General features: G+C 69.1%; 30 protein-coding genes. 15 read left to right on the top strand and 15 right to left on the bottom strand.

Annotated features, from left to right (window positions below; translation table 11 throughout):
• Positions 1-117 precede the first annotated feature (117 nt).
• The 4 genes from J4H86_RS02040 to J4H86_RS02025 all read right to left on the bottom strand — a co-directional run bounded on the left by J4H86_RS02040 (position 118) and on the right by J4H86_RS02025 (position 3,851).
• Positions 118-678, bottom strand: a complete 561-nt coding sequence (locus J4H86_RS02040) for a tripartite tricarboxylate transporter TctB family protein (RefSeq protein WP_236541497.1) — start codon at positions 676-678, stop codon at positions 118-120.
• Positions 675-1,658, bottom strand: a complete 984-nt coding sequence (locus tag J4H86_RS02035; protein WP_236541496.1) for a Bug family tripartite tricarboxylate transporter substrate binding protein — start codon at positions 1,656-1,658, stop codon at positions 675-677. The genes J4H86_RS02040 and J4H86_RS02035 overlap by 4 nt, the downstream gene beginning before the upstream one ends.
• Before the next feature lie 200 nt (positions 1,659-1,858).
• A complete protein-coding gene (locus J4H86_RS02030; protein WP_236541495.1) occupies positions 1,859-2,635 on the bottom strand; it encodes an enoyl-CoA hydratase-related protein in 777 nt (258 codons plus the stop codon).
• A complete protein-coding gene (locus J4H86_RS02025; protein WP_236541494.1) occupies positions 2,628-3,851 on the bottom strand; it encodes a CaiB/BaiF CoA transferase family protein in 1,224 nt (407 codons plus the stop codon). The genes J4H86_RS02030 and J4H86_RS02025 overlap by 8 nt, the downstream gene beginning before the upstream one ends.
• A 162-nt stretch (positions 3,852-4,013) precedes the next feature.
• Here J4H86_RS02025 and J4H86_RS02020 point away from each other — a divergent pair, with 162 nt between their 5' ends.
• Positions 4,014-4,802 (top strand): IclR family transcriptional regulator, encoded by a 789-nt coding sequence (locus tag J4H86_RS02020; protein ID WP_236541492.1) that lies wholly within the window; start codon positions 4,014-4,016, stop codon positions 4,800-4,802.
• Positions 4,803-4,986: 184 nt separating this feature from the next.
• The gene (locus tag J4H86_RS02015; protein WP_236541490.1) at positions 4,987-5,319 is read left to right on the top strand and encodes a hypothetical protein; all 333 of its coding nucleotides are present in this window, start codon (positions 4,987-4,989) and stop codon (positions 5,317-5,319) included.
• A 14-nt stretch (positions 5,320-5,333) separates the two neighbouring features.
• Here the strand turns inward: J4H86_RS02015 and J4H86_RS02010 are convergent, their stop codons facing one another.
• Positions 5,334-5,951 carry a Uma2 family endonuclease gene (locus J4H86_RS02010; protein ID WP_236541489.1) on the bottom strand — a complete coding sequence of 206 codons (618 nt, stop codon included), beginning with the start codon at positions 5,949-5,951 and terminating at the stop codon, positions 5,334-5,336.
• A gap of 124 nt (positions 5,952-6,075) precedes the next feature.
• Between J4H86_RS02010 and J4H86_RS02005 the strand changes: the two genes are divergently transcribed.
• Both J4H86_RS02005 and J4H86_RS02000 read left to right on the top strand, forming a co-directional pair.
• On the top strand, positions 6,076-6,795 hold the full coding sequence (locus J4H86_RS02005; protein WP_236541487.1) for a phytanoyl-CoA dioxygenase family protein: 720 nt from the start codon (positions 6,076-6,078) through the stop codon (positions 6,793-6,795).
• A 35-nt stretch (positions 6,796-6,830) separates the two neighbouring features.
• On the top strand, positions 6,831-7,490 hold the full coding sequence (locus tag J4H86_RS02000) for a ThuA domain-containing protein (RefSeq protein ID WP_236541486.1): 660 nt from the start codon (positions 6,831-6,833) through the stop codon (positions 7,488-7,490).
• Here J4H86_RS02000 and J4H86_RS01995 read toward each other — a convergent pair.
• Positions 7,473-8,027, bottom strand: coding sequence for a Uma2 family endonuclease (locus tag J4H86_RS01995; protein ID WP_236543871.1), 555 nt, complete (start codon positions 8,025-8,027; stop codon positions 7,473-7,475). The two genes, J4H86_RS02000 and J4H86_RS01995, sit on opposite strands and share 18 nt — an antisense overlap.
• A 169-nt stretch (positions 8,028-8,196) precedes the next feature.
• On the opposite strand from J4H86_RS01995, the gene J4H86_RS01990 reads away from it, so the two are divergent.
• Both J4H86_RS01990 and J4H86_RS01985 read left to right on the top strand, forming a co-directional pair.
• The gene (locus J4H86_RS01990) at positions 8,197-9,210 is read left to right on the top strand and encodes an NADP-dependent oxidoreductase (RefSeq protein ID WP_236541485.1); all 1,014 of its coding nucleotides are present in this window, start codon (positions 8,197-8,199) and stop codon (positions 9,208-9,210) included.
• Positions 9,211-9,311: 101 nt separating this feature from the next.
• Complete coding sequence (locus J4H86_RS01985) at positions 9,312-9,671, top strand: YciI family protein (RefSeq protein ID WP_236541483.1); 360 nt, start codon at positions 9,312-9,314, stop codon at positions 9,669-9,671.
• Here J4H86_RS01985 and J4H86_RS01980 read toward each other — a convergent pair.
• From J4H86_RS01980 to J4H86_RS01970, 3 genes are read right to left on the bottom strand one after another with little or no spacing between them, the layout of a single operon-like run.
• Positions 9,658-10,869, bottom strand: a complete 1,212-nt coding sequence (locus tag J4H86_RS01980) for an RNA polymerase sigma factor (RefSeq protein ID WP_236541481.1) — start codon at positions 10,867-10,869, stop codon at positions 9,658-9,660. The genes J4H86_RS01985 and J4H86_RS01980 overlap by 14 nt on opposite strands.
• Before the next feature lie 44 nt (positions 10,870-10,913).
• Positions 10,914-11,597 (bottom strand): response regulator, encoded by a 684-nt coding sequence (locus J4H86_RS01975; protein WP_236541479.1) that lies wholly within the window; start codon positions 11,595-11,597, stop codon positions 10,914-10,916.
• A 27-nt stretch (positions 11,598-11,624) separates the two neighbouring features.
• Complete coding sequence (locus J4H86_RS01970; RefSeq protein WP_236541478.1) at positions 11,625-13,247, bottom strand: sensor histidine kinase; 1,623 nt, start codon at positions 13,245-13,247, stop codon at positions 11,625-11,627.
• A 136-nt stretch (positions 13,248-13,383) separates the two neighbouring features.
• Here J4H86_RS01970 and J4H86_RS01965 point away from each other — a divergent pair, with 136 nt between their 5' ends.
• Both J4H86_RS01965 and J4H86_RS01960 read left to right on the top strand, forming a co-directional pair.
• On the top strand, positions 13,384-13,662 hold the full coding sequence (locus J4H86_RS01965; protein WP_236541477.1) for a type II toxin-antitoxin system Phd/YefM family antitoxin: 279 nt from the start codon (positions 13,384-13,386) through the stop codon (positions 13,660-13,662).
• The gene (locus J4H86_RS01960) at positions 13,655-13,942 is read left to right on the top strand and encodes a type II toxin-antitoxin system RelE family toxin (RefSeq protein ID WP_330932474.1); all 288 of its coding nucleotides are present in this window, start codon (positions 13,655-13,657) and stop codon (positions 13,940-13,942) included. Before J4H86_RS01965 ends, J4H86_RS01960 begins: the two co-directional genes overlap by 8 nt.
• 21 nt (positions 13,943-13,963) lie before the next feature.
• Here J4H86_RS01960 and J4H86_RS01955 read toward each other — a convergent pair whose 3' ends face one another.
• A complete protein-coding gene (locus J4H86_RS01955; protein WP_236541475.1) occupies positions 13,964-15,487 on the bottom strand; it encodes a multicopper oxidase family protein in 1,524 nt (507 codons plus the stop codon).
• 162 nt (positions 15,488-15,649) lie between these two features.
• Between J4H86_RS01955 and pip the strand changes: the two genes are divergently transcribed.
• From pip to J4H86_RS01940, 3 genes are read left to right on the top strand one after another with little or no spacing between them, the layout of a single operon-like run.
• Complete coding sequence (gene pip, locus J4H86_RS01950; protein WP_236541474.1) at positions 15,650-16,612, top strand: prolyl aminopeptidase; 963 nt, start codon at positions 15,650-15,652, stop codon at positions 16,610-16,612.
• A complete protein-coding gene (locus J4H86_RS01945; protein ID WP_236543869.1) occupies positions 16,612-17,304 on the top strand; it encodes a maleylpyruvate isomerase N-terminal domain-containing protein in 693 nt (230 codons plus the stop codon). Before pip ends, J4H86_RS01945 begins: the two co-directional genes overlap by 1 nt.
• 17 nt (positions 17,305-17,321) lie before the next feature.
• A complete protein-coding gene (locus J4H86_RS01940) occupies positions 17,322-18,212 on the top strand; it encodes an alpha/beta fold hydrolase (RefSeq protein ID WP_236541472.1) in 891 nt (296 codons plus the stop codon).
• Here J4H86_RS01940 and J4H86_RS01935 read toward each other — a convergent pair.
• The 3 genes from J4H86_RS01935 to J4H86_RS01925 form a co-directional block, all read right to left on the bottom strand.
• Positions 18,209-19,432 (bottom strand): CapA family protein, encoded by a 1,224-nt coding sequence (locus J4H86_RS01935; RefSeq protein ID WP_236541471.1) that lies wholly within the window; start codon positions 19,430-19,432, stop codon positions 18,209-18,211. The genes J4H86_RS01940 and J4H86_RS01935 overlap by 4 nt on opposite strands.
• Positions 19,433-19,587: 155 nt before the next feature.
• Positions 19,588-20,553 (bottom strand): glycerophosphodiester phosphodiesterase, encoded by a 966-nt coding sequence (locus tag J4H86_RS01930; RefSeq protein ID WP_236541470.1) that lies wholly within the window; start codon positions 20,551-20,553, stop codon positions 19,588-19,590.
• A gap of 186 nt (positions 20,554-20,739) precedes the next feature.
• Positions 20,740-21,183, bottom strand: coding sequence for an RNA-binding S4 domain-containing protein (locus J4H86_RS01925; RefSeq protein WP_236541469.1), 444 nt, complete (start codon positions 21,181-21,183; stop codon positions 20,740-20,742).
• A gap of 89 nt (positions 21,184-21,272) precedes the next feature.
• Here J4H86_RS01925 and J4H86_RS01920 point away from each other — a divergent pair, with 89 nt between their 5' ends.
• The gene (locus J4H86_RS01920; protein WP_269134518.1) at positions 21,273-21,518 is read left to right on the top strand and encodes a DUF2630 family protein; all 246 of its coding nucleotides are present in this window, start codon (positions 21,273-21,275) and stop codon (positions 21,516-21,518) included.
• Between the two features lie 68 nt (positions 21,519-21,586).
• Positions 21,587-22,177, top strand: a complete 591-nt coding sequence (locus J4H86_RS01915; protein ID WP_236541468.1) for a class I SAM-dependent methyltransferase — start codon at positions 21,587-21,589, stop codon at positions 22,175-22,177.
• Between the two features lie 27 nt (positions 22,178-22,204).
• Here J4H86_RS01915 and J4H86_RS01910 read toward each other — a convergent pair whose 3' ends face one another.
• Positions 22,205-23,212, bottom strand: coding sequence for an alpha/beta hydrolase (locus J4H86_RS01910; protein WP_236541467.1), 1,008 nt, complete (start codon positions 23,210-23,212; stop codon positions 22,205-22,207).
• A 90-nt stretch (positions 23,213-23,302) separates the two neighbouring features.
• Complete coding sequence (gene arfB, locus J4H86_RS01905) at positions 23,303-23,731, bottom strand: alternative ribosome rescue aminoacyl-tRNA hydrolase ArfB (RefSeq protein WP_236541466.1); 429 nt, start codon at positions 23,729-23,731, stop codon at positions 23,303-23,305.
• Positions 23,732-23,834: 103 nt separating this feature from the next.
• On the opposite strand from arfB, the gene J4H86_RS01900 reads away from it, so the two are divergent.
• Together J4H86_RS01900 and J4H86_RS01895 are read left to right on the top strand one after the other, a co-directional pair.
• Positions 23,835-24,635: a (2Fe-2S)-binding protein gene (locus J4H86_RS01900; RefSeq protein WP_236541465.1), complete on the top strand. Its 801-nt coding sequence runs from the start codon at positions 23,835-23,837 to the stop codon at positions 24,633-24,635.
• Positions 24,636-24,982: 347 nt separating this feature from the next.
• The gene (locus tag J4H86_RS01895) at positions 24,983-26,287 is read left to right on the top strand and encodes a citrate synthase (RefSeq protein WP_236541464.1); all 1,305 of its coding nucleotides are present in this window, start codon (positions 24,983-24,985) and stop codon (positions 26,285-26,287) included.
• Positions 26,288-26,534 lie beyond the last annotated feature (247 nt).

Below are 26,534 nucleotides of genomic sequence, written 5' to 3'. Positions count from 1 at the left end.
GGGGAAATCGGTATCAAGCCCTACATGGCGCCGAATTAGTGGAGAGTCGTCAGCGGCGGGCGGGTCCGATTTGGCGGCCGAATCGGAAACGGACGTCGGGCGGGAAAGGCGCGAATATCAGAGGAAGTCGGTGATTCCCCCGGGGAGGGCCGCGCCGAGCAGAACGTCGAAGACGATGTAGAGCGCGAGCGGGAACACGACACTCAATACGGCGCGCCGCAGGATTCGCTTCCGGTCGATCATGAGATACATCAGCACCAGGAACGCCGCCCCGGTGAGGGGCGCCCCCAGGGGAATGAGCACGGTGACGAACGCACCCAGCCCCAGGGCGATGACGGCGATGATCCCGGGGTAGCGGAGGTCCTCGGGCTCCGCCGGGACCGCGTCCAACGACCTGCTCCGTGCCTGACGTATCGCGTTGACCAGCCCGATCACCGCCAGCGCGACTCCGGCGACGCCGATGATACGGGGGAAGAATCCGGGGCCGATGCGTCCGGCCTGCGTGTCCCACTCCATGTCGAACGCGAGCAGGGTGTAGCCGGCGAGGACGACGGTCAGCACCAGGTAGAACAGCGAGGTGCCGTCGATCCGGCGGAGGACCGCCGGCATGGTTCCGGCCCCGTGTTCGTCCGTCTCGGCCGCGGGAGCCGATCGTAGCGGGGTGGTTGGCTCACTCATTCGATCGCACCGTGCTCCCGGAGGGTCTCCTCGAACTCGGTGGCGTTCTCCTCGAGGTAGGCCGCGAATTCCTCACCCCACCGAACGTCCTCGCTGAGGAAGTTGGCGTCGATGTAGTCCTGCCACTCCTGGGTTTCGACCACGCTCTCCATCGCGCCGATCCACCATTCCGTCGCGTAGTCGGGAACGTCGGGTGGGAGGATCAGTCCGCGCGGCATGGACACCAGGTTCTCCAACCCTTCCTCCTCTCCGATGGGAACGTCGGGCAACGCCTCCAGTGGTTCCTCGCCGGTGAACAGGAGCGGGGTGACCTCCTCGGCCTCGACCTGACCCATCACCGAGCCGGGGTTGGACACGATGGCGTCGAGCGTCCCCGAGAGCAGTGCGGCCTGCATCTGTCCTTCGTCGTTGAACGGCACGTAGTCGATCTCGTATCCGGCCTGTTCGGCGAGTTCGGCCTGGATGATGAAGTCGACGTTGACCGTTCCAATGCCCCCGACGGCGACGGGCGCGTTCTCCTGGGCGTAGTCGACCCAGTCCTCCCAGGACTGGGCGTCGTGGCCGGAGGGAACGACGAACAAGGTGTCGTCGGTGGCGAAGAGGCCGACGGCGGTGAAGTCCTCGTAGGTCCATCCGGTGTCGGCCTGCAAGGGAGTGGTGAGGAAGGAGCCGGAGGTGGTGGAGATCGCGTAGGGGTTTCCGGACTGACCGAGGAGGTGTCCCCAACCGGTCGCGCCGCTTCCCCCCTCCCGGTTCTCCACCACGATGTTCTCCGGGTACAGCTCCTCGGCCTCCAGGATGCTCACGATCTCCCGCGCCATGATGTCGTTGCCGCCACCAGGGCCGAAGGCGATCGTCCAGTCGAGCTCCTGACTGGGGTAGTCGTCCGCCTCCTCCTCGGCGTAGCTTCCGGCTCCACACGCGCTGGTGGCGACGGCCAACGTGGTCATCACCGCGAAAACTGAAGAGAACCTCGACATGGGTGAACTCTCCTCACTGGACTGGCCCCGGGGCGGACCCCCGGGACGGTTCAAGCTGGGTGGGGGACAGGGGCGGTGGGACCGCGCGGCGGGAGACCGTGCGGTGCGTGGAGAGCGCCGGTGCGGGGCGGGTGACCGTGGATCCGACCACCCTGGTTGGTCTGGTCATCCCCCCGCGCCGATGAGGGGTCGTGCGCCGGTCAGGCGAAGCGCGGCGCTCGTTTCTCCATGAAGGCGCGCACGCCTTCGGCGTAGTCGGCGGTGTCGAAGGAGGAGTTGCGCAGGTGGCGTGTGTGGTCGTCTTCCTCCGCCTGACCCGCGGTGATCCGCCGGATGATCTCCTTGGTGGATCGGACGCTGAACTGGGCGCGGGAGACGAGGGTGGCCGCGAACTCCGTGGTCGCCGACTCCAGGGTGTCGGGGTCGTGCACCGCCTCCACGAGGCCGACGCGCAGGGCACGGTCGGCGTCGATGTGGAGACCGGAGAACAGGATCCACTTGGCCTGGGCCGGACCGACGAGGTCGACCAGGCGTTTGGTGGACTCCAGGCTGTAGACGAGTCCGAGCTTGGCCGGGGTGATGCCGAACCGGGCGTTGGTGTCGCCGAACCGGAAGTCGCAGGTGAGTGCCAGGCCACAGCCGCCACCGATACAGAACCCGTGCACCATGGCGATGGTGGGCTTGGCGATGCCCTCCAGCGCGTGCTCCGCGGCCGCCACGTACTCGTTGTAGGAGCGGGCGCTCTCCGCGTCGCCGCGCACCTCCTCGAACTCGTGGATGTCGGCACCGGCCGCGAAGGCCTTGGTCCCGGCGCCGCGCAGCACCACGACCTTGACCGCGGGATCGGCGTCCACCGACGCCGCGATCTTGGGGATCTCCTTGTACATGCCCAGGTTGATGGCGTTGCGGCTCTGGGGGCGGTTGAGTGTGATCGTGGTGACGGCGCCGTCGCGCTCGACGAGGATGTCCTCAGACATTGGGGTCTCCCTGCAGGTCCGGGTGTTCGTCATGTGCCGCGCCGGACGCGCACAAGCTGTCGATCTCCTCGGCGGTGAACCCGGCCTCGGCCAGGACGGTCCGCGTGTGCTGGCCCAGCCAGGGCGCGGGGCCGCCGATGGAGAAGTCGAGGTTGCGGAACTTGGTGGGTGGGGCGATGGTGCGCATCGGGCCGATGATGGGGTGGTCGAGCTCGGCGACCATGCCCCGCGCCTGGACGTGGGGGTCGCTGAGGGCCTGGTCGTAGGTCAGGACGGGTCCGCCGGGGATACCGCCCTTGTCCAACGCCTCGATCCACTCCGCCGTGGTGCGGGTGGTGGTGAGTGCCTCGATCTCCTCCTGGAGTTCGTCGATGTGCTCCATCCGCGCCGGCAGGGAGTGGAAGCGCTCGTCGTCCAACCACTCCGGGCGATCGAGCACGTCGCGCACCAGGCGGGTCCAGAGCCGGTCGTTGTTCGCTCCGATGGTGACGAACCCGTCCGAGGTGGCGTAGGCCTGGTAGGGGGTGCTGCGACGGTGCCGCGTCCCGGTCGCGGCGGGGATCTCCCCGGAGCCGAAGTAGGCGCCGGACTCCCAGACGGTCCAGGCGAGTCCCGCCTCGAGGAGGGAGACGTCGATGTACTCTCCTCGACCGGTGGTGCGCCGCACCATCTCCGCGGCGAGGATGGAGTACAGGGCCGTGGCGCCGGCCGCGATGTCGTTGATCGCGATCCCGATCTTGGCGGGACGCCCGTCGGGATGTCCGGTCATCCGCAGGAATCCCCCCGCCCCCTGCGCCATGATGTCGAACCCGGGCCGGTCGCGGTAGGGACCGCTCTGTCCGAAGCCGCTGATCGAGCAGTACAGCAGGTCCGGCCGGCGCTTGCGGAGGTCCTCGTAGGAGATCCCCAGCCGGTCGACGACGCCGGGCCGGAAGTTCTCGATCACCAGGTCGGCCTGGTCGACCATCCGCAGGAAGGCGTCCAGGCCCGCGTCGTCCTTCAGGTTGAGCGCGACACTTCGCTTACTGCGGTTCGGCATCGCGAAGGGGTAGCTCTCGCCGTTCACCTTGGGGGCGAGCCGACGGGAGTCGTCCCCGGTGGAGGGGGGCTCAACCTTGATGACGTCGGCGCCGAGCTCGGCCAGCACCATCGTGCAGTAGGGACCGGAGAGGAACCGGGTGAGGTCCAGGACACGGAATCCATCGAGTGGTTTCATAGACACCACAATCTTCCCGTATGATGGGACAGCTTCTCGTATAGCAGGAATGTACGTACTGATCTGGACACTCGTCAATGGGGTGAGCGAACTTTGGATCATGAAGACGACGGGGGTGGCCCCCCGGATCCACGGAAAGGGGGACCAGAGCGCGGCTCGGGAGTGCAGTCCATCGACCGAGCCGTCACGATTCTGCGCTGCTTCAGTCCGCGCACACCCGAGCTCGGCACCAGCGACATCGCCCGCGCCACCGGCCTGTCCACGAGCACCACGCATCGCCTCCTGGCAGCCATGCAGGTCAACGGCCTGGTTCGCCAGACCACCGAGCGGCGCTACGCCCTGGGGCCCCTCCTGGTGCAGCTCGCCCGCAGCGGCGCGTTTCCCACCTCGCTCCGTGACGCCGCGATGGAGACGATGCGCCGGCTGCGCGACCAGGTCGACGAGACGGTGGGCCTGCACGAACTATTGCCGTCGATGAAACGCGCGGTCGTCGACCAGGCGGAGAGCCACCAGCCGTTACGACGCACCTATACCGAGATCGGGATTCCCCTACCGCTGCCCCAGGGCGCCCCGGGGAAGGCACTCCTCGCCTACCTTCGCTACGACCTGCGGGAACAGGTGCTGCGGGACCCAATCGATCGCGCCACCCCGGCCACGATCACCGACCCCGACGCCCTGCGGCGGCAACTGGCGGAGATCCGGGAGACCGGGCGGGCACTGTCCTTCGCGGAGCGCACACCCGGTATCCACACCGTGGCGGTGCCGATCTTCGACAACGCGTCCCGCGTCGTGGGATGCCTCAGCGTCAGCGGCCCCGAGGTGCGGATGCCGCGCTCCCGGATGGACACGTTGGCGGTCGACGTCTCGGCCGCCGCGTGGCAGATCTCGGAGGTGCTCGGGGCGACCGAGGAGGGAGCGCGGCGCTGCGTGGAGCGCGCCAGCCGGCCGTGAGGCGCGCACCGACCCGGGCCTTCCTCGAGGCGTCGCAGCCCGCCCGGCCCCACCCTGGTTGACGTGGGACTCTGCCAAAAGGTGGATGCGGACGTCACCATTCGATGGATGCGCGAGGCCGCCGGGAGCCTTCAGACTCGTGGCGGCGCCAGCGGCGTCTGAGACCGACGAGAGGGGGACCCTGGTGCGCTACGAACAACCGCCCAGGGTCGACCGCGACGGCCTCAACGCCGCCCTGTCAGCGGGTGACGTGGGACGGATCGTCACCGCACTGGTCGGGGTCGTGGTCCACGACCCCGACCCCCACTGGGTCCGCTCGATCTGTCTTGACCTGCTGGACCACCCATCCGGCGACATCCGCCGATGTGCGGCCATCGGCCTGGGGCACCTCGTGCGGATGCACCGCGGCCTGGACACCGACGACATCGTCACGCGCCTGCGCGCCGTCGTCGACGACCCCGAGGCCGGGAACGCCGCCCGCGACTCCCTCCTGGAGATCCACCGCTCCCTGCCCTGAGCCCGGTCCGCGCCTCACTCCGGCGGCGCGACCTCCAGGCTTCGCCACAGCGCCTCGATCGGGAACGGGTCGGTCGCGTGAATCGCGGGGCCACCCATATCCCGGTGGGTCGTGTCGATGTGCCGGTACGGTGCGATGCCCCCGAACAGCGCGTAGCGCTCGACACTGACCGCACCCAGTGTGTCGACCTCCACCAGCCAATAGTGCGGGATTCCCGCCGCCGCGTACTCCGCCATCTTGTGCAGTCGGTCCCGTCGTTGGGACCAGGTGGACAGCACCTCGACAGCGACCACGACATGCTCCGCCGCGAGCTGTTCGAAGTCGGGCAGACAGCGGTGCAGCACCGCGTCGGGTTTCCGAGCGGTCGCGGGGTGTTCCCACAGGAGGACGTCCACTTCGGTGTTGGTCTCGTAGCACTCGGCACGACCGCTGTCGCGCATGCGTTCGACCGCGGCGGCCTCCAAGGCCGCGGACAGCCGCCTCGCGACCTTCTGGTGTTCCCGCGCGCGTCGTCCACGGGGGAACACATAACCCTCGACGATCTCCAGGTCCCGCCGAAGATCGGAATCCAGGTCGAGGAACTCCTCCCACGAGACGGGATGGTGCCTCGGCTCCGCCCCAACGGTTGACACGTGTTACCTCCGCGATCCGGCCTCCGTGGCGAGACCAGCGCCATTCACGGGGCCAGGGTGGCGGACGGAACAGACACCGGAGAATTGGCTGGTCCAAGCGCAGGACGAGGAGTACCGTCGCCCTATGCGCTCGGTCGATCACCATAAATTCGCCGAACGTGGGTACGTCCATCTGCCCGCGGCCGCGTCGGAGGACGTGGCCGACGACCTCCGTTCTCGGCTGTGGTCCGCGATGGGGCTGTCCCCACACGACCCCGCGGGGTGGACCCGGCCGGTGGTGTGGGCGACCGACCTGGAGGACGGCCCCGGGGCGACGATCATGTCCAGCCGTTCCCTACGCGCCGCGCTGGACACACTGCTCGGGGTCGACACCTGGCAGCCACGCCGGGACGTCGGCACTATCCCCGTGCGGTTCCCGGTGTTCCCTGCCGACGACGACCGAGGGTGGCACATCGACCAGAACACCCTGGGCCCGGACGGGCAACCGGCGACGAGCGGCCGCCCGTGGACGGTGCTTCTCCTCGTGTTGCTGTCCACGGTGGGGGAGGACGACGCGCCCACCCGAATCCGCGTGGGATCCCACCGCGACACGGCGCGCGTCCTCGACGCGGAACCGCTGGACTCCGCGACCGCGTCACGCCGCCTCGCACCCGCCTCCACCCACCGCCCCGTCGTCACCGCGACCGGACGCCCCGGCGACATGTACCTGTGCCATCCGTTCCTCGCCCACGCCGCGCAGGAGCACCACGGGGCCGAGCCGCGCTTCATGGCACAGACCCCGATCCTTCTCCATGAGCCGCTCACCCCCGCAGGGTCGTCGGTGATGGCCCGCAGCGTCTGGTGACCGGTTCCTCGGCCACCACAACGGGAGGATTCACGATGGCGTCGCCGCGACTGCTCGTCCTCACCCGCACGACCGGATTCCGGCATCCGTCGATCCCCGACGGGATCGCGGCCGTTCGGGAACTCGGCGCCACGCACGGCGTCACCGTCGACGCCACGGAGGACCCGACCACGTTCACGCCCCGCGAGCTGGAACGCTACGCCGCCGTCGTGTTCCTCAACACCTCCGGAACCGTGTTCAACGCGCCCCAACGGGCCGCGATGGAACGCTTCGTCACCGCGGGCGGCGGGTTCGTCGGCGTGCACGCGGCCGCGGACACCGAGGAGGACTGGCCGTTCTTCGGTCACCTGATCGGTGCCCGACCCCACGACCACACACCGACGCGGACCGCGACCCTGCGCGTCACCGACCCCACCCATCCCGCCACACGGCACCTCATCGACGGAGTCTGGACCACGACCGACGCCTGGTACGAATTCCACGACGCACCGGAGCCGCACAGCCGTGTGCTCCTCGCGACCGACGACGACCACCCCATCGCCTGGACCCATCGGATGGGCGGAGGCCCCGTGTTCTACACCGCGCTGGGGCACGGGACGGAGAGCTACCACGACCCCCGGTTCCGGGCACACCTCCTCGGCGGGATCCGCTCCTGCCTGGGGGAGTCGCCGACGACGTCAGGGGCGTCGACGTGAGGTCATGCTGCGGTACGTCGTCCCGATGTGACGGTAGGGCTTGGTCGGGTCGAGCAACGCGTACCGTTCGATGCCCACCACCCCGGACCGGTCGTAGTGAACGAGCCAGTAGTTGGAGATCGCCGCGTCGGCGTAGTCCGCCATCTTGTGCACACGGTCACGCCGCTGGGACCACGTCGACAACACCTCGGCGACGATCACCACGTGGTCCGCGGTCAGCTCCTCGCCCTCCGCCAGCGCGCGGTACAACACCGCGTCGGGCTTCCGCGCCGTGGGCGGTTCCCGCCACAACAGGACGTCCACCTCAGTGTCGGTGGCGAAACCGGTTCCCGGGGACAGTCCGTGTTCGGCGTCGCCCGCGGCCTCCTCCAGGATGGACAGCAGGCGCCGCAGCACCGCCTGGTGCTCGGAGGAACGCTGTTCTCGGGGCACCAGGTAGCCGTCCACGAGTTCCAGGTCGCGCCGGGTCTCGGGGTCGATTCCGAGGAACATCTCCCAGGTGAGTGGTGCGCGCTGCGGCTCCGCCCAGGCTGTCATCACCGGCGAGACCCTTCGACGGCGGGTTTGTGCGGTAATCGATCGTAGCGGTCCATTGTCGTCCCCGTCCGCCCCCAAGGGACGGAATCCCGCCTACTCAGCCGATTCGTGGCCGTTCGTGTCCCCTGAGCGGCATATATTCGGCCCTGCCCGACAGAGAGGACACGCCGTGGTATTCACCAGCAGGGAGATCCAGCTACGTTCCCGCCCCAGAGGGGAGCCAAGCGACGACGACTTCGCGACGGTCACGGTCGAGGTACCCGACCCGGGCCCCGGTCAGGTCGTCGTCGCCAACGACTGGCTGTCGGTCGACCCCTACATGCGCGGCCGGATGGACGACGTGGAGTCCTACATCTCGCCGTTCGCGCTGGGAGAGACCATGACCGGCGGCGCGGTCGGCACGGTGGTCGCGTCCGACACGCCGGATCTCCCTACGGGGACAGTGGTGCGGCACTTCCTCGGCTGGCGCGAACACGCCCTCCTGGACGCGGGCCAGGTCGAGGTGCTCGACACCGCCATCGCGCCGGCGTCGGCCTACCTCGGGGTGCTGGGAACGACGGGCCTGACGGCCTACGTCGGACTCACCGAGATCGCGCGAGTGGACCCCGGCGACACCGTGTTCGTCTCCGCGGCCTCCGGCGCGGTGGGAAGCGTGATCCCACGTATCGCCCGTCACCTGGGCGCGAAGCGGGTCGTCGGCTCGGCGGGGGGCGCGCGGAAGGTGCGCCGCGCGATGGAGGACTTCGGATACGACGCCGCCGTCGACTACAAGGAGGGCACTCTCCTCGAAGATCTCCGCCTCGCCGCGCCGGACGGCGTTGACGTGTACTTCGACAACGTGGGGGGAACACACCTGCAAGCGGCGCTGGACGTGGTGCGGCCCAACGGTCGGGTCGCGCTGTGCGGGGCGGTCGCGCACTACAACGCCGAGGGCCGAGGCCCAGGGCCGGACAACCTGTACCAGGCGATCAAGAAACGGCTGACCCTGCGCGGGTTCATCATCGGCGACCACCGCCACCTCGCCGCGGAGTACACCCAGCTCGCCGCGGGGTGGCTGGCCGACGGGTCCCTGACCCGCGAGGAGACCGTCACGACCGGGATCGACACCGCGGTCTCGGCGTTCCTGGACATCCTGAAGGGCGGAAACACCGGAAAGACACTGATCCACCTGCCTCGGACGTGAGCCGAGAGAAAATATCGCGGCCGATGTCGAATGGAAGGCGACGCCATTCGTAGTAGGGGTGAGAGGACGCCACCCTGGTGTCCCCGTCGAGAGGAACAGACATGCGTTACCTCATGCTGGTGTGCGGAGCACCGGAGGAGTGGGCCCACGTCACCGAAGCTGCCTCCGAACGGGAGATGGAAGGGATCATCGCCTGGGCGGAGAAGTGGATCGCCGAGGGCAAGCTCGACGTCGGCGGCGAACTCACACCACCGGAGCAGGCCAAGACCATCCGGCTCGACGCCGACGGCACACCGCAGGTGACCGACGGCCCCTACCTGGAGCTGAAGGAGATCATCGGCGGCATCAGCTACATCGTCGCCGACTCGCTGGAGGAGGCACTGTCCGTCGCCGCCACTTTCCCCGGACTGGCGACTTGCCCCAGCAACAGCGTGGAGGTGCGCCCCATCATCGAGCACTGAGTGCGTGCAGCCGTCGGCCCAGCAACCGCCGTTCCGCGGGGTTCATCGCCAGGCCGACGGCCCGCCGCGTCGCCTCGGTCGCCTCGTCGAGGCGACCGAGGTCCTCCAGCAGCCGCGACCGGGTCGCGTGGAACAGACGGTTGCCCTCCAGGTCGGCCCGCAACGCGTCCACCTCATCAAGCGCCGCGCCGGCACCCCGGACGTGCCAGGTGGCCACCGCCCGACTCAACCGGACCAGCGCCGCGGGGCGCAGGGTGTACAGACGGTCGTACAACAACCGGATCTGGCGCCAGTCGGTTCCGGCCACGTCCGGAGCCTGGGTGTGGAGCGCCACGATCGCCGCCTGCACTTGGTAGGGCCCTGGGCGCCGTCGCGCCAGCGCCCGCTCCAACCGTGTCGAGGCCTGGGCGATGAGTCGCTGATCCCAGGCGTGGCGGTCCTGTTCCCCCAACAGCAGCAGGCCGCCGTCGCGGTCGAGGCGTTGTCCGCCACGGGCCTGGTTGAGTTCCATCAACGCGGTGAGCCCGGCCACCTCCGTCTCTCGCGGCATCAGGGTGGTCAGTTCCCGCCCCAACCGCACGGAGGTCGCGACGAGGTCGGGACGGTGTCCCGCGGACGCGTCCGTGGCCAGGTATCCCTCGTTGTGCAGGAGGTAGATCGTCGCGAGGACGGAATCCAGGCGTGGGGCGAACTCTTCGGGGTGTGGGACCTGGAAGGTGACGCCGCTGTCGCGCAGTCTGCGCCGACACCGCGTGAGGCGTTGCGTGACGGCTGTCGGTGTGGTGAGGAAGGCACTCGCGATCTCCGGGACGGTCAACGAGCACACCGCGCGCAGGGTGAGCATGACCCGGGTGTCGGCGGGCAGCGTGGGGTCGCAGCAGCCGAAGAGCAGCGCGACGACGTCGTCCCCCGCGTCCTCCGCCGGCTCCTCCGCCCGCGCGGCGAGGACCCGAAGCTTGGTGTCCTCAGTGTCCGCACGTCGCAGCCGGTCGATGGCCCTGCGGCGCGCCGTGGTGGCCAGCCACCCGGCCGGGTTGGGGGGCGGATCGGTGGACCAGGTGCGCAGCGCCTCCGCCGCGGCCTCCTGTAGCGCGTCCTCCGCGAGCCCCAGGTCGCCGATCCGACGAGCCAGGGCCCCCAGCAGCCGGGCGCCGTCCTCGCGCCACACGTGGTCCAGCAGGGCGGCGGTGTCGGTCATGGAACGAATCTAGCGCAGTGCGACGCGCTGACCAGCGTGTCCGCTCAGGTCTCGGCGATGAGTCCCGCCTCGTAGGCGAGGATCGCGGCCTGTACGCGATTGGCGACGCCAAGCCGGGACAGGATCGACCCGACGTGGACCTTCGCGGTCCCCGGGACGATGCCCAGACGTCGGGCGATCGCGTCGTTGGACAACCCCTCGCCGAGGAGCCCGAGCACCTCCCGTTCCCGTTCGGTGAGCTGACCCACGCGCTCGCGCGCGAGCGCTCCCCGCGACATCCGGCCCCGCGTCCCGCCGGCGCCCAGCTCGTCGATGACACGGCGCGCGATCTCCGGCGACAGGTACGCTCCGCCGTCTGCCACGGCCCGTAGCCCGGAGACCAGGTCGTTGGGGTCACCCGTCTTCAGGACGAAACCGCTCGCGCCGCCGCCGAGCGCGCGGGCCACGTAGGCGTCCTCGGAGAAGGTCGTGAGAACGACGACGGCGGTTCCGGGGTGCTGGGCGAGGATCGTGTCGGCCGCGGACAGGCCGTCCGTTCCCGGCATCTGCACGTCCAGCAAGGCGATGTCGGGTCCGTGTTGAGCCACGAGTGCGACGGCCTCGGCCCCGTCGGACGCCTCGCCCACGACCTCGAAGCCCGTGGCGGAGGCGAGGATCGAGGCGATCCCGGCGCGGACCATCCGCTCGTCGTCGGCGAGTACCACCCGCAGGGGTGTTCGCTCCACCATCCCCACCTCTCAAGCGTCGTCGCCAGGTCATGGCCGCTGCTCGAACTCGTCCTTGGCCACGAGACGGTCCGCGACGAAACACAGCCGGAAGATGGTCGGCAGTCCGGACTCACGGCTCGACGGATAGTACTCGCACACCGAGCCGTCGGGTGCGGGGGACTCCCCGATGAGGTCGCGGGGGCGCGAGGAGAACGCGGGGAGTACGGACTCGACGGACCCGCGCGCGTCGCCCAGGTCGAGTTCGGCGTAGTCGGCCGGGTCCAGGACCGAGTTGGCGCCACGCAGCCCCAGCAGCGCGAACGTCAGTCCGGCGAGGGTCGCGGTCAACCCGACGGGGACGAGGACCGCGGTGAGCAGCCCGCGCCGCGCCCGCCGCGTAACGTTCTCCCGTTCCCGGGTCAGCCGCGTACCGGGACGCGGCTGGGAGGCCGTGTCGTCCGACTCCGGCAACCATGCCCGCACCCGGAAGCCGGGACCGTCCTCGACCGGCCCGGCGTCCAGCGTGCCGCGGAGTTCCTCCACCCGTTCCCGAAGTCCCGCCAGCCCCGTACCCGAGCCCGAGCCCGCGCCCGCTGCGACGGTCCACGATCCGTCGTCCTGGACGAGTACCGAGGTGGACGCCCCGTCGCGGCTCACCCGCACCGTGATCTCCGCGTCGGCGGCGTACCTCGCCGCGTTGGTGAGCGCCTCCCTGACGACACGGCACGCCGCCGCGCCGACCGGCGTGGTGGTCGGCAGGTCCAGCCCTTCCCGCGTGAGTCGAACGCGCAGGCCCGCCGAGCGCGCGCTGCGCACCAGCGTGGAAACGTCGTCCACGGTCGCCTCGTCGTCGCCCGAGTGCTCGCTGCGTAGGACACCGATGACCTCGCGCAGCCGCAAGGTGGCCTCGTGCGCGGCGGCGCGCAACTCACTGGCCGCCGCGCGCTGATCGCTGTCGGCCTCGGCGGCCATCTCCAGCGCGGCCGCCCGCACGCCCACGAGGGTGAGGCTGTGTCCGAGTGAGTCGTGCATGTCGCTGGCGATGCGAGCGCGTTCCCGCAGCCGCGCGTGTTCGGTCTCGACCGTGCGCACGCGTTCCAGGTGTTCGGCCACCTCCCACCCGCGCGCCCCGATCGCGTCGTGGTCCCGCCAGTAGCGGCCCAGCAGCCATGGCGCGAGCGCCACCATGATCGCGACGATGACGACGCCGGCCCAGTCCGCGAACACGCTCGCGGGATTGTCGGCGCCACGACCCGTCATCCACTGTGCCGCGAGCACACTGCCCGAGACCGTCGCCGCACCGATGACCAGCCCGACGACCGCGAGTGGTCCCACCGAGCGACGGCCGGCGTGGAAGGCGAACACGATGACGGGAAGCAGGCAGGACATGGCCCACGCCGACTGGAGGACCACGACACTGACCAGCACCTGTGCCAGGGCCAACGCACCCACGAGGATCAGCGCGATGGCGGGGGAGCGGCGGGCGACGACGAAGGCGCCCGCCAACAGGGCGCTCGCCACCACGGCCACCGCCCGCTGTCGGGAGTCCGTCATGCCGTCCGCCTCGACGAGCAGCACGGCGCTCAGCCCGGCCCACGCGACCACCATGATCCACACGGTGCCCCCTCGATACGAACCCAACAGTCGTGTCACCCAGTCAACCCGCCTCATCCCTCCATGGTGAGCGTCAGACGGCCGCCCCGCATCGCCGGATCCGCACGGCACGCCTATGCCGGAGTGCATAGGTTCGCGAGCCCGCGGACAGTCTGCACAGACATCACGCCAGATTTTAGATAGTCTTCGTGTCATGGAGACATTGCCCCTCACCGAGGCACGCAATCGATTGTCCGAACTCGTCGATGACGTACAGCGCACGCATCAACGCGTCACCATCACCCGACACGGTGAGGTCGCCGCGGTCATCATGTCCGCCGACGATCTGGACGCCTTGGAGGAGACGTTGGAGGTACTCAGCAGTCCGGAGCTCATGGGCCAACTCGCCGAGTCCAAAATCGCCCGAGAGCAGGGTGATGTTCTCGACGTCGATCAGCTTCGATCCCTGATGGCCGAGCATCGCGGTGAATGACATCAAAACCCGATATCACCTTGTGATAGCTGCTCCGGTGGCGCGGGCACTCTCAAACCGGCTTCCGCAAAAGGTCGCCCACGCGGTCTGCGAGTTCATCACATCGGTACTACTGGATAATCCCCGTCGTGTAGGAAAGGAACTCCTGTTGCCGCCCTACGACGGAACATATTCCGCGCGTCGCGGCACATACCGCGTTCTGTATGGGATCGATGACGAGTCTCGGACGGTCACAGTTACCGCAGTCGAACACCGGGGAGACGCCTACCGGTCCCGCTGACGACGGCCGACGCCTCGCGGGTCAGTGCGCCGCGTGGTCGGTTTCGGGCAGTCCCGGTTCCTGGCCGGGCTCGACGACGACGAACTGGCCCATCATGCCCTGGTCCTCGTGGTAGAGGATGTGGCAGTGGTACATGTACGGCACGTCGGGGTCGGTGTAGTTCTTGAAGTGCATGGCGATCCGGAAGCGCTCGTAGGGCGGCAGGAAGATCGTGTCCTTCCAACCCCGCAGTTCCGGCGGAGGTTCGACGCCGTCGACGCTGATCACCTGGAACTGGACGTCGTGGACGTGGAAGTTGTGGTGGGTGGCGTGGCCGTTGAACACCTCCCAGATCTCCACGGAGTCGACGGTGGTGGCGAAGTTGATCCGACGCATGTCCATGTGCTCGTTGTTGATACTGCGCCCCGCCAGTTGGAAGACCCGGGTGGGGTTCTCGACTCCGTCGAGATCCAGATCGGGTGCGGGGGCCAACTCCTCGGGGATCGCCGGGGCGGAGTGGAGCTCCGAGGCGGTTCGGACCTGGAGGATGTCGAAGGTGTCGTCGCCGCCGTCGAACCGGCTCGACCAGGCGCCCACCCGCCCCAGGTCGGGCGGGAAGCCGCGCAGCACGACCTCCTCGTCGGGGGTGAAGGACACCAGGATCTCGGCGCGTTCACCGGGGGAGAGCTGGATCCGGGTCATGGTGTGCGGAGCGGGGAGCAGTCCTCCGTCGGTGGCGATGAGCTGGAACTCGCGTTCGTCGACGAAGCCGAACGCGAAGACCCGGGCGTTGGAGGCGTTGAGCAGGCGAAGCCGCACGAGTTCGTGGCCCACCTCCAGGTAGGGGGCGTGGGTCCCATTGACCAGGATGGTGTCCCCGACGATGCCGACGTCGCCCATCAGGGTCGGTGACTCGTTGAACTGGTTCGCCCGGTCGAAGTTCTTGTCCTGGACGATCACGGGAATGTCGTCGACGCCGTACTCGCTGGGCAGCCCCAGCGCGTCCGCCTCGGGATCGTCGACGAGGAACAGACCGGCCGCCCCCCGGTAGACGTGCTGCGCGGTCGCGCCGTGCGGGTGTGGGTGGTACCAGAGGGTCGCCGCCGGCTGGTCGATCGTCCACGTGGGGGTCCAGGTGTCCCCGGGGTCGATCTCCTGGTGGGGGCCTCCGTCCATCGCGGCGGGCAGGTGCATGCCGTGCCAGTGCAGGCTCGTGGTCTCCCCGATGTTGTTGGTGACGCTGATCGCGACGGTTTCGCCCCGGGTGGCTCGCAGTGTGGGACCGAGATAGTCGCCGTTGAGCCCCCACGTCGTCGTCGCCTCGCCGGGATGAATCTGGAGCTCGCCGATGTCGGCCTCCAGCGCGAAGGTTCGCCGCCCGTCGTCGTCGACCTCGGAGTCGGCGAGTGGAGGGATCGCCAACGCATTGTCGAAGTCCAACCGGTCGGCGGTGTCCGTCGTCGCGTCCAGGAACGCCCACCCGACTCCGCCACCGGAAGCGAGCGCCGTCACCGACATCCCAATCGCCCCGTACTTCAGTACCGCCCGTCGGGAGACCCGCGCCATCGCCTAACCCCTGCCACGTAAGAGATCCAACGACGATGATCATCCCAGAATCGGACATCCAGGACATCCGGTGATCCCCCGGCACCGCCCCGACCGATCCCCTAGCTGCGCCTGCGGGCCACCGGTAGGATCACGAACCCGGTTCACAACGGAAGGGATGTCATGTCCGCGGGCTACAGCGTGACCGAGCCCTTCGCCCAGGGAATGCTCGACGTCGGCGACGGGAATCGCGTCTACTGGGAGTCCCGGGGCACCCCTGAGGGAACCCCGGTGGTCGTCCTGCACGGCGGCCCCGGCAGCGGCAGCCATCCCGACCTCGCGCGGTTCTTCGACCCGGACGCCTACCGGATCACCCTGTTCGACCAGCGCGGCAGCGGTCGCAGCACGCCCGACGCGGGCGACCCCGCGACGGACCTGACAGTCAACACCACCCACCATCTCGTCGAGGACATCGAACGGCTCCGCGAACACCTCGGCATCGACTCCTGGGTCGTCTTCGGCGTCTCCTGGGGGTGCACCCTCGGCCTCGCCTACGCCCAACGCCACCCCCGCCGGGTGAACGCGGTGCTGCTGTGCGCCGTCACCAACACCACCCGCCGCGAGGTCGAGTGGATCACCCGCGACATGGGACGCGTGTTCCCCGAGGCCTGGCACCGCCTCCGGGCGGGCGCGCCCACCGCGCACGGCGACCACGAGCTGGCGGCCGCCTACGCCCAACTCCTCGCCGACCCGGACCCCGCGGTACGGGAACGCGCCGCCCGCGACTGGTGCGCGTGGGAGGACACCCACGTCGCGGCCGCCGCCCCCCACAGCCCCAACCCGCGCTACGCCGATCCCGCGTTCCGTATGACCTTCGCCCGCCTCGTCACCCACTACTGGAGCAACGCCGCTTTCCTCGACGACGGTGAGCTCGAGCGCGGCGCCGCACACCTCGCCGGCATCCCGGGCGTCCTGATCCACGGTCGCCGTGACATCAGCGGGCCTCCCGACGTCGCCTGGCGCATCGCCCGCGCCTGGCCCGACGCCGAACTCGTTCTCGTCGACGGGGCCGGTCACGGCGCAACCCCCATGACCACGGAGATCGTCGCCGCCAGCGACCGGTTCGTCGAGTTCCGGGCACCGTGATGGACGAGGACCACCTCCCCGAGATCGCGGCGATGCGGGCCGAGGCCGAGCGCCTCACCGCCAACGCACGCGCTCTCCCCGGGGCGGCGTGGGACCTGCCCTCGCCATGCCCTCCGTGGAGCAACCGGGAGCTCTTCGCCCACGTCCTGATGACGGTGGAGCGGGTGCCCGCCATGCTCCGCGCGCCGGACCCCCCGACGGTCGCGGACACCGACCCCACCCGGTACTACCTCGAGGGGCAGGCACTCACGACCGCGGCCAGTGACGAACGCGTCCAGTCAGCCCGCCACCGTGCCCACGCGTTCCCCACGAGGGCGGCGCTCATCGACCACTTCGACCACACATGGCGAACGGTCGCCCACCAGTGCGCCACGCAACCACCGGACCGGATCGTCCGCACGCGACACGGCGACGCGATGCTCCTTCGCGACTACGTCCTCACCCGCGTCGTCGAACTGGTCCTCCACGGCATCGACCTCGCCAAGGGGACCGCGACCGACCGATGGAGCAGCCCGGCGGGCCTGTCCGCCGTCGTCGATCTCCTGCTCGGCCCGACCCCCGTCGACGCGGCGTCCTCCCTGGGCCGGGACGACGCCGTTATGGTGGCCAAGGCGACCGGACGCGACCCCGTCACGTCCGGCGAACGTCGTCTGCTGCGCGAACACGGCATCACCCTCTTCGCGCTCGGTTGATCCCCCTGGAGGTAGAAATGACGCAAGACCCGGTCCGTCACCACGACTTCGCTCAGGTGGAGGGCGTGCGCATCGGCTACACCCGCGCCGGCGACGGCCCGCTGTTGGTGCTTCTCCACGGGTGGCCACAGACCCGACGGTGCTGGGACCTGGTCATCGACGACCTCGCGCGGGACCACACGGTCGTCGCCGCGGACCTGCGCGGCTACGGCACGAGCGACAAGCCCGGACACGGCTACGACAAGCGTCAGATGGCCGCCGACATGGCCGGACTCGTCGAACATCTGGGCTTCGACTCAGCGACCGTCATCGGCCACGACCGCGGAGCCCGGGTGGGGCACCGTTGGGCGCTGGACCGGCCCGACCAGGTCAGCCGGCTCGTCGTGTTGGACGTCGTACCGACGCGGGAGATGTTCCGCCGCCTGGACGCGACGGTCGCCGCCGGTTACTGGCACTGGTTGTTTCACATGCAACATGACCTCCCTGAACGCCTGGTCTCACCGGACGTTCGCGGCTACCTCGAGTACTTCTTCGAGCGATGGACCTACAACCGGGACGCGCTGCCGCCCGAGGCCGTTGACGACTACGTGCGTGCGTTCTCCCGCCCCGGGGCACTCCGCGCGGGGTTCGACGACTACCGGGCGCAGGACGTCGACCTCGCCCACGACGAGGAGGACGCGACGGCCGGGCGCCGCGTCACCGCCCCGCTCCTGGCCCTGTGGGGGTCGGTGGGATTGCCGGCGCGGCTACCGACGCTGGACATCTGGCGCGAGTACGCGGAGGACGTGACGGGCACCGCGATCGAGCGCTGCGGACACTTCGTTCCCGAGGAACGCCCGGAGGAGCTCCTGCGACACCTCCGGGCGTTCCTCACGGCGCGCGGTGACTCCCCGCTGACGGGGAGCTAGTCGACCGGGGTGACCTCCGCTCCGTGGTCCAGGGCGCCGAGACCGTCGATGTGTCCGGTGATGCGGTCGTAGGCGCCCTGGAACTCCTCACGCTGGGCGTCGGGGAGATCGGGGTCGGCGAGTTCGTCGGCGAGGTGGACCACGCGCAGTGGGTCGGTGGCCAGCCACGTCGGCACGATCTCCACGGCGTCGGTGCTCCACTGCCCCTGCGCGTCCTCCACGAAGGTGACCTGGGCCATGGCCCCCTCCCGTTGGGGGGTGCCAACGACGTGCTGGCCGGAGAGCTGGTTGCCCATCCCGTAGATGACCCAGTCGCCGTCGAACTCGTCGACGGGCTGCACGACGTGGGCGTGGTGGCCGAATATCACGTCGATGTCCTCGGAGGCGAGCAGCTCCGCGGCCAGGTCCCGTTGTTCCTGTGTGGCGTCGTGGACGTACTCCTCACCCCAGTGCATCGCGACCGTGACGAGGTCGGCCCCGGCCTCCGTCGCGGTCTGGGCGTCGGCGAGGATCGTCTCGGCGTCGATCAGGTTGCCCATCCACTCCTGCCCCTCGGGCAGGGTCATCCCGTTGAACCCGTAGGTGTAGGAGAGCTGCGCGACGCTCACCGGATCCCCGTCGTCGGTGGCGACCTCGTAGATCTGTGTCTCCGCGGCCTCCTGTTCGTCCCGTGCGCTGCCGGCGGCGCCGAGGTCGGCGTCCTCCAACGCGTCCAGCGTGCGCACGATGCCGTCGGTGCCCTGGTCAAGGGTGTGGTTGGAGGCGGTGGAGCAGCCGTCGTAGCCCCACTCCACCAGGGCGTCGGTGAGTTGGGGCGGCGCCTGGAACATGGGGTATCCGGAGAAGGGCCCCTCGGGTTCACCGAGCGGCACCTCGAGGTGGCACAGGGCGAGGTCGGCTTCACCGATCGTGGGGGCGAGGCCGTCCATCATCGGGGCGAAGTCGAAGGTGCCGTCGCCGTGCGCCTCGGCCTGCTGCCACACCGTGCTGTGGATGAGGAGGTCACCCGCGCCCAGGACGGTGACGGTGCGCGGCTCGGGGGGTTGTTGTTCGTCCTCTCGTTCCTCTTCTGATCTGTCCTGTGCTTCGGGGGCGTCTCCGTCGTCCCCACACGCGCACAGCAGGAGGGCGAGGGTGGTGAGGGCGGCGAGTGATCGGCGATGGGCCGGACCGAATCGGTGGATTACGCGGCGTTTGCGTGGCGGGGGGATGTGAGACATGTCTCAACGGTGCCGGGGGGCTTCGGCTTTCCGTCAACGGTGTGGCCGCATCAGGTCGCGATCCGTAACTATTGGGTGATATCGGTAGCACCGCGACGAAAGGGGTGTGGTACCAACCGGCACCACACCCCGAGAACCGCTTACGGACGACTCAGTCAGACATCGCGTTCGGCCATGATCTCCAGCACGCGGTCCGGGTAGTCACTGATGATCCCGTTGACACCGTTGTCGATCGCCCGATTGATGTCGCTCTCGCTGTTCACGGTGTAGACGTAGATCTCCAGACCCGCGTCCTGCACCGCCTCGACGTAGTCGGCGTCGATGGTGTTCTGGTTCGGGTTGATCTGGTCCGCCCACTGGGCGTAGTCCTCGATCTCCGACTCGTCCACGCGACCGAGAAGCCCGTGCGGAATCCGTGGCAACAGCTCCTTGGAGCGTTCCATGGTGTCCCACTCGAACGCCTGGATCACCAGGCGGTGTGGCTCGAATGGACGGCCGGGCCGGTTCCAGTAGGAGCGCTGCCAGAGTTCCTCGGCGATGTCCTCCTCGATCCCCGGATACAGGCTCGTGGACTTCGCCTCGAGGAGCATGGGCAGGTCCAGCTCCTCGAAGAGGTCGAGCGCCTCACCGAGGGTCGGGATGGGTTCGCCGGCGAAGGACTCGTCGAACCACGACCCCGCGTCGAGCTGACGCATTTCCTCCAGGGTGAAGTCGCCGACGTTGTAGGAGTCGCGGTCCGGGAACACCTCTTCGACGTTTGTGGTGCGAATCAGGGTGACGTCGTGCATCAGCACGAGCTCGCCGTCCGCGGTGCGCTGGACGTCGATCTCGGCCATGTGCGTGCCCAGATCGTCCGCGACCTCGTAGGCCACCAGCGTGTTCTCCGGCGCGTACGCCGACGCCCCACGGTGCGCGACGTCGATCAGGTCGGGCCGGGGCATGCCCCAGCTCGCGCTCTCGACGTCGTCGCTCTCCACCGTGTCTGCGTTGGCCGTCGCGGTTCCACCCAGCAGGAACGCGAAGCTGACAGCCGTCGTGGCCGCGGTCCGCACCCAACGGCGAGTGCGGGGCGCGGGAGCGGAGGTACGGGTGTGCGGGATTAACGGAACCTGCAACGTCACGGCACTCCTCGGTGTCGTAGATCAAGAGCTACCGGCAACACCCTCCGCAGCGCGGGTGACAAATTGATGCACAAACCGGGACATTTTTCATCACAAAGGAAAAAAACTCCCGTGCGTTTGCGTAACCATGAATGGCGTTTTACCGAGAACCTCGAGTAAAACTCACCGGCAGTGATATTGGGCGCGTTAACTCTGCCGCGATCCGAAGGTCCGGTCAATCACACGGCGATCGCGTTTCGTGGGACGGCCGGCCCCTCGGTCCCGACGCGCGACCGGGGTCGCCTGCTGTGGGGGAGGTGCGGGAGTCCGGTCCACGTAGCAGCGCTGGGCGATAGGAGCGCCCACGCGCTTCTCCAGCACGTGGGTGACTTCGACGATCCGTGTCTGACCATGGGCGGTCACCTTGACGACGTCCCCCACCCGCACCGGGCTGGCCGCCTTCGCGGACTGGTCGTTCACTCGTACGTGTCCACCACGACACGCCTGGGCCGCCTCGGCTCTCGTCTTGAGCAGGCGCACCGCCCACAACCACCGATCCGCGCGTGTGGACGGTGGCCCCGGCGGCAGCGGACGCGGCTGCCCCTCACCCGACTCACCCGACGGGCTGGTCGGTGTCGTCTCCTCACCCATGGGTGCGACTCTAGTCGTTCTCCACCACCACCCCAGAGGCCGGACAACTACAATGAGTAACCTGACGAGCACATGATTCGGGGTGGGTTATGAGCGTCGACAACGACATCTTCGCCAGGATCAAGCACATGACGCAGGAGGAACGCGACCTGCGGAGCGCCCTGGCCTCCGGCGGCTCGACCGACGAGGACCGAGCCCGGGTCGCGGAACTGGAGCGACAGCTCGACCAGTGTTGGGACCTGCTGCGTCAGCGCCGGGCACGGCGCGAGTTCGGCCAGGATCCTAACGAGGCGGCACTGCGCTCGGAGAACGAGGTCGAGCACTACCGACAATGACCGCGCGCCAGGAGCGCCGGCCGGGAAAACACGGTGCGTGCGGCGTTCGCGCGTGGTAGAAGGCGGATATGAGCGAATCCTTCGCGTTCGACCCGACCACCTACCGCGCACTCATGGACGAGGAGATCGCCGACTACGACGGCCTGCAGCGACACGCCTCCGCCGCGTTCGCCCAGCGCCCCGTCCGTCGCCTGTTGGACCTCGGAATCGGGACCGGGGAGACCACCCTGCGGATCCTCGCTTCCCACCCGACGGCCACCGTGGTCGGCGTGGACGAGAACGCGTCCATGCTGGACCGAGCCCGCACCCAACTGCCCGACTCGACCCACCTGGTGACCCAACGGCTCCAGGACCCCCTCCCCGAGGGAGGGTTCGACGCCGTGGTCTCCACCCTCGCCATCCACCACCTCGACGGACCGGAGAAGGCCGACCTCTTCACCCGCGTCGCGGCGGCGCTACGGCCCGGCGGACGCTTCACCCTGGCCGACATCGTCGTCCCATCGGACCCGCGGGACGTCCACACCGAGATCGACGGGGTGTTCGACACGCCCAGCGGAAGGGACGAGCAACTCGACTGGCTGAGCGCGGCGGGTCTGACCCCCCGGGTCGAGTGGGAGTACCGCGACCTGGTCGTCATCGTCGCCGACGCCGCACCCTAGGAAGGGACGCGGCGCGGGTCATCGCGGTCACGCGTGCGGGGGCGTCGGCGCCTCCGTGCTCGTGTAGTGGCGGTCCAACCAGTCCGCGAGCTCGGTGAAGGCGATCTCCCGCGCGGCCGGGTCGGAGAGGGTGACGTCGTGCATGCCGCCCTCCACCGTGGCGTAGGTGACGTCCTTGCCCAAGCGGGGGGCGATACGGGCCATGTGCGCGACGTTGAGCACCGTGTCCGCCGCGCGCCCCTCCTCGCTGTAGCGGGGGGAGCGTCGACTGCGGGAGGAGGCGAGCACCAGCACCGGTACGTCGATGGCGAGCCCGTGGCGGACCACGCTCTGCGCGCGCAGGACGGCCGCGAGCCACCCCAGTCGGATCGGAAAACCACCATGGGGCTTCAGGGTGAGGTCGTAGTTCCACTCGCCGTGGTCATCGACGTGGATGCTCTGTCCGTAGCCCTCGCGCATACCGATCGGGAGGCGCGCCTTGGGGGTGCGCGCCGCGAGCATCGACAACAGGGGGTCGAGAGCGGGCCGCAGCCCCGGGGCCACGTTCTGGTCGAAGTAGGGGCTGTTGAGGACGACCCCGTCGACGACGCCTCGGCCCCGCACCCGGTGCGCCCACAGCGCGGCGAGGAGACCGCCGGTGGAGTGCCCCTCGAGGACGAGTGTGTCCACCCCGTCCTGGCGGCGAATGATGTCGACGGCGCGGTCGAGCTCGGGGATGTAGTCGGTGAGGCTGTGGCAGAAGTTCGGGGTCTGGTAGTCCCGTAGCGACCGTCCGCACTTACGCAGGTCCAGGGCGTAGAAGTGGTAGCCCCGGTCCACGTAGAAGTCGGCGACGTGCGCCTGGAAGAAGTAGTCGGTGTAGCCGTGCAGGTGCAGGACCGCGCGGCCGTGGTCGACGGGCGCTCTGCGCCGCACCAGTGTCGCGACGACGTCGCCTTCCTCGTCCTGACCCAAGGGCAGCGTGATCGCGGTGTACTCGGGCCCCAGCACGTCCGGCACACCCTGTGGAACGGGGTTCGTTGTCGGTTGACTCACCACCCTCACAGCATCCCAAAAAGGATGGGCGGGAACAAAGAGGCTGGCTGGGATCGATGGTTCCGCCGAGCCCCGGCTACGACGGAGGGGTCAGTCGGCCCAGCCTCCCCGGCGAAGGTGCTTGACCTGGGACCTGCGCTTCTTCGCGTCCAGGCGTCGCTGCTTCGCGCGCCGGGAGGGCTTGGTGCGCTTACGCGGAGGTGGCGGTGGGGCCACCGCATCGCGCAGCAGGTCCTGGACGCGTTCCTCCGCGGCCTGGCGGTTGCGCAGTTGGGAGCGGTACTCCGACGCGCTCACCGTCAGCACCCCGTTGACCAGGCGACCCGCGAGCCGCGCCAACGCACGGTCACGCTGCTCCTCGGTCAGCGCGCCGGTGTGCGCGAGGTCCAGCGAGAGCTCCACCCGACTGTCGGTGGTGTTCACGCCCTGTCCTCCCGGGCCCGACGCGCGGGAGAACCGCACGCTGAGGTCCGACTCCGGGATGACCAGGGAGTCGGTGACGGGCAGCGGTCCAGGCATACCCCCGAGCGTAGTGCGCCACGTCCGGGGACACCAACGGTTTCCGCGTCGGTGGGGAGGGCGCCTGGACCCACCACGAGGGGATTCGGGGAGAATCGGGGTGGTGACACGACAGCGAGGGGGAGTGGTGACGACGCTGCGCGAGGCGGTCCGGGACGTGGCGGGTGTCAACGCGTTCTTCTCGTTGGCCGCCGCCGCGGAGGAGCCTGGCTGGCACTCCGCGGAGGAGCCTGGCTGGCACTCGTTGTCCGCGTTGTGGGAGGACCCCCCGCTGTTGGACGCGGAGGTCGCCGCCGTCGCGGAGCGCTTCGCCGAACGCCTGGGGTGCGCGCCCGCCGACGTCGAGTGGCGCGTCGCCGCCTCCGTGTTCGGCCAGGGTCTGGCGTCGCGCCTGCTGTCGCCGACGCTCGCGACGGTCGTGTGTCACGGCGTGGTCGCCGCACCCGAGGCGCTGGTCTGGCGACAACCTCCGGGCGGCTCTTTGACGTTGGGGTTCGCGCGCGACTCGGCGCACGTGGTGGGGCGCGGCGACCCTACGGCGGGGGTGGCCGCGCTGCGCGCGCATGTCGTGGAGGCGGCCCTGGCTCCCACGTTCGAGGCCCTGCGCCGGCGGGGTCGCATCTCGGTGCGGATGCTGTGGGGGAACGCCGTCTCGTCCCTCGCGGGCTCCGCTCGCGCACTGGCGGCCGCCCGCCCGGACCAGGCCGCGGTCGTCCGTGAGGTGACCACCCGCCTCCTGGACCAGGTTCCGCTGCGGGGGCTCGCCGAGCCGACTCCCGATCCGCTGACGACCTTCGTCCGCCGCAGTTGTTGCCTGTACTACCGGGTGCCCGGCGCGGGCGTGTGTGGGGACTGTTGCCACCGCCGCACGGGGGCACCGGCATCCCCGCATCACCGTCGGTGACGCAACCCACAACGGTGACCTGTGCCTCCAACGCCCCCGGCATCGCCCCGTCCGCACCGCCCAGACCACCGTAGAACGCCGGGTTTGACATAGATTGTCCGGGTTGTCGTGCGGGCTCAGCGGGTAGAAGTACTCTCATAAAGCTTGCCGCGCCAGCCGACGTGAACCACCAACAAGCAACGGAGCGATCAGCGCTCACCCCGCCGCGTTCATCGTGCTGGTCAGTCGTTACCGTAGGACCAGATCAGACTTCAACGGGAGACAGTACCGAGGTCGCCCCGCTGACCGGCGCGAACGGCGGCAAGCGACTGACACCTCGTTCCCGAAAGACCTGGAGAGGGACTCACATGCCCGATGCGACCTCAGTTACCCCGTCCGTCGCACTGCGCTACGAAGGCACGGAGCTGGAGCTGCCCGTGACCAGCGGGACCGAGGGCGCTCGCGGAATCGACGTCAAGAGGCTGCTGGCGGACACCGGCATGGTCACACTCGACCCCGGTTTCGTGAACACCGCAGCCTGCTCCTCCGCGATCACCTACATCGACGGAGACGCAGGGATCCTGCGCTACCGCGGGTATCCGATCGAGGAATTGGCGGAGAAGGCCAACTTCCTCGAGGTCTCCTACCTCCTCATCTACGGCGAGCTGCCCACCCAGGAGCAGTACGACGCCTTCGCCGGACGCATCACCCGGCACACCATGCTGCACGAGGACCTGAAACGGTTCTTCGACGGTTTCCCCCGGGACGCCCACCCCATGCCGGTGCTGTCGTCCGCGGTGTCGGCGCTCTCCACCTTCTACCAGGACAGCCTCGAGCCCAACGACGACGAGAACCTCGACCTCGCCACGGCGCGGCTGATGGCCAAGCTCCCGACGCTCGCGGCCTACGCCCACAAGAAGTCCATCGGCCACCCCCTGCTGTACCCGGACAACGACCTGGGGCTGGTGGAGAACTTCCTGCGCCTCACCTTCGGTGTCCCCGCCGAGGACTACGCGCTGGACCCCGAGGTCGTCAAGGCCCTGGACCTGCTGTTCATCCTGCACGCCGACCACGAGCAGAACTGCTCGACCTCCACGGTGCGCATGGTGGGATCCTCGGGCGCCGACCTGTTCTCCAGCGTCTCCTCCGGGATCAACGCCCTGTTCGGTCCGCTGCACGGTGGAGCCAACGCCGCGGTCATGGAGATGCTGGAGGGCATCCGCGCCGACGGTGGTGACGTCGCCTCCTTCGTTCGCAAGGTCAAGAACAAGGAAGACGGCGTGAAGCTCATGGGCTTCGGGCACCGTGTCTACAAGAACTACGATCCGCGCGCGCGGATCGTCAAGGCGCACGCCGACAAGCTCATCGACCGTCTCGCCGGCGACGACGCGCTGTTGGACATCGCCAAGGCGTTGGAGGAGACGGCGCTGTCCGACGAGTACTTCGTCGAGCGCAAGCTCTACCCCAACGTCGACTTCTACACCGGCCTGATCTACCGGGCCATGGGCTTCCCGACGAACTTCTTCACCGTGCTGTTCGCCATCGGCCGGCTCCCGGGCTGGATCGCGCACTTCCGTGAGGCGAAGCACGACCCCGCCACGAAGATCAACCGCCCGCGTCAGGTGTACACCGGCTCGGCGGCGCGCGAGTTCGTCGCGATCGAGAAGCGCTGACACCCGTGGGGGGCGACGGCCGGTCGCCCCCCACACCGCGGGTGTCACACAGAGGGTGTGCGTCCAAACGCGGTGACTCCCTCCGAGGTCCTCCCCCGTCCGTGGTACTGGGCGGGGGTCTGTGGGTCATCGGCTTCGCCGTCGTGTTCGTGTGCGCGGTCGAGCCGCCGGACTTCACGGCGCGGTTCCCGAGCGGTCACGCGGCGACGTTCACCGTGGCCGCGGTCGACCAACGAGGTCGCGCCTG

The sequence above is a fragment of the Spiractinospora alimapuensis genome (genome assembly GCF_018437505.1).
GTDB classification, from domain to species: domain Bacteria; phylum Actinomycetota; class Actinomycetes; order Streptosporangiales; family Streptosporangiaceae; genus Spiractinospora; species Spiractinospora alimapuensis.
This window is presented reverse-complemented; position numbering and strand designations above follow the sequence as displayed.

Coding starts and splice junctions, on each gene's coding strand:
- J4H86_RS02040 (WP_236541497.1), bottom strand. CDS start 678: ATGAGTGAGCCAACCACCCCGCTACGATCGGCTCCCGCGGCCGAGACG.
- J4H86_RS02035 (WP_236541496.1), bottom strand. CDS start 1,658: ATGTCGAGGTTCTCTTCAGTTTTCGCGGTGATGACCACGTTGGCCGTC.
- J4H86_RS02030 (WP_236541495.1), bottom strand. CDS start 2,635: ATGTCTGAGGACATCCTCGTCGAGCGCGACGGCGCCGTCACCACGATC.
- J4H86_RS02025 (WP_236541494.1), bottom strand. CDS start 3,851: ATGAAACCACTCGATGGATTCCGTGTCCTGGACCTCACCCGGTTCCTC.
- J4H86_RS02005 (WP_236541487.1), top strand. CDS start 6,076: ATGCGCTCGGTCGATCACCATAAATTCGCCGAACGTGGGTACGTCCAT.
- J4H86_RS02000 (WP_236541486.1), top strand. CDS start 6,831: ATGGCGTCGCCGCGACTGCTCGTCCTCACCCGCACGACCGGATTCCGG.
- J4H86_RS01995 (WP_236543871.1), bottom strand. CDS start 8,027: ATGACAGCCTGGGCGGAGCCGCAGCGCGCACCACTCACCTGGGAGATG.
- J4H86_RS01985 (WP_236541483.1), top strand. CDS start 9,312: ATGCGTTACCTCATGCTGGTGTGCGGAGCACCGGAGGAGTGGGCCCAC.
- J4H86_RS01980 (WP_236541481.1), bottom strand. CDS start 10,869: ATGACCGACACCGCCGCCCTGCTGGACCACGTGTGGCGCGAGGACGGC.
- J4H86_RS01975 (WP_236541479.1), bottom strand. CDS start 11,597: ATGGTGGAGCGAACACCCCTGCGGGTGGTACTCGCCGACGACGAGCGG.
- J4H86_RS01970 (WP_236541478.1), bottom strand. CDS start 13,247: ATGAGGCGGGTTGACTGGGTGACACGACTGTTGGGTTCGTATCGAGGG.
- J4H86_RS01965 (WP_236541477.1), top strand. CDS start 13,384: ATGGAGACATTGCCCCTCACCGAGGCACGCAATCGATTGTCCGAACTC.
- J4H86_RS01955 (WP_236541475.1), bottom strand. CDS start 15,487: ATGGCGCGGGTCTCCCGACGGGCGGTACTGAAGTACGGGGCGATTGGG.
- pip (WP_236541474.1), top strand. CDS start 15,650: ATGTCCGCGGGCTACAGCGTGACCGAGCCCTTCGCCCAGGGAATGCTC.
- J4H86_RS01945 (WP_236543869.1), top strand. CDS start 16,612: ATGGACGAGGACCACCTCCCCGAGATCGCGGCGATGCGGGCCGAGGCC.
- J4H86_RS01940 (WP_236541472.1), top strand. CDS start 17,322: ATGACGCAAGACCCGGTCCGTCACCACGACTTCGCTCAGGTGGAGGGC.
- J4H86_RS01935 (WP_236541471.1), bottom strand. CDS start 19,432: ATGTCTCACATCCCCCCGCCACGCAAACGCCGCGTAATCCACCGATTC.
- J4H86_RS01925 (WP_236541469.1), bottom strand. CDS start 21,183: ATGGGTGAGGAGACGACACCGACCAGCCCGTCGGGTGAGTCGGGTGAG.
- J4H86_RS01920 (WP_269134518.1), top strand. CDS start 21,273: ATGAGCGTCGACAACGACATCTTCGCCAGGATCAAGCACATGACGCAG.
- J4H86_RS01915 (WP_236541468.1), top strand. CDS start 21,587: ATGAGCGAATCCTTCGCGTTCGACCCGACCACCTACCGCGCACTCATG.
- arfB (WP_236541466.1), bottom strand. CDS start 23,731: ATGCCTGGACCGCTGCCCGTCACCGACTCCCTGGTCATCCCGGAGTCG.
- J4H86_RS01895 (WP_236541464.1), top strand. CDS start 24,983: ATGCCCGATGCGACCTCAGTTACCCCGTCCGTCGCACTGCGCTACGAA.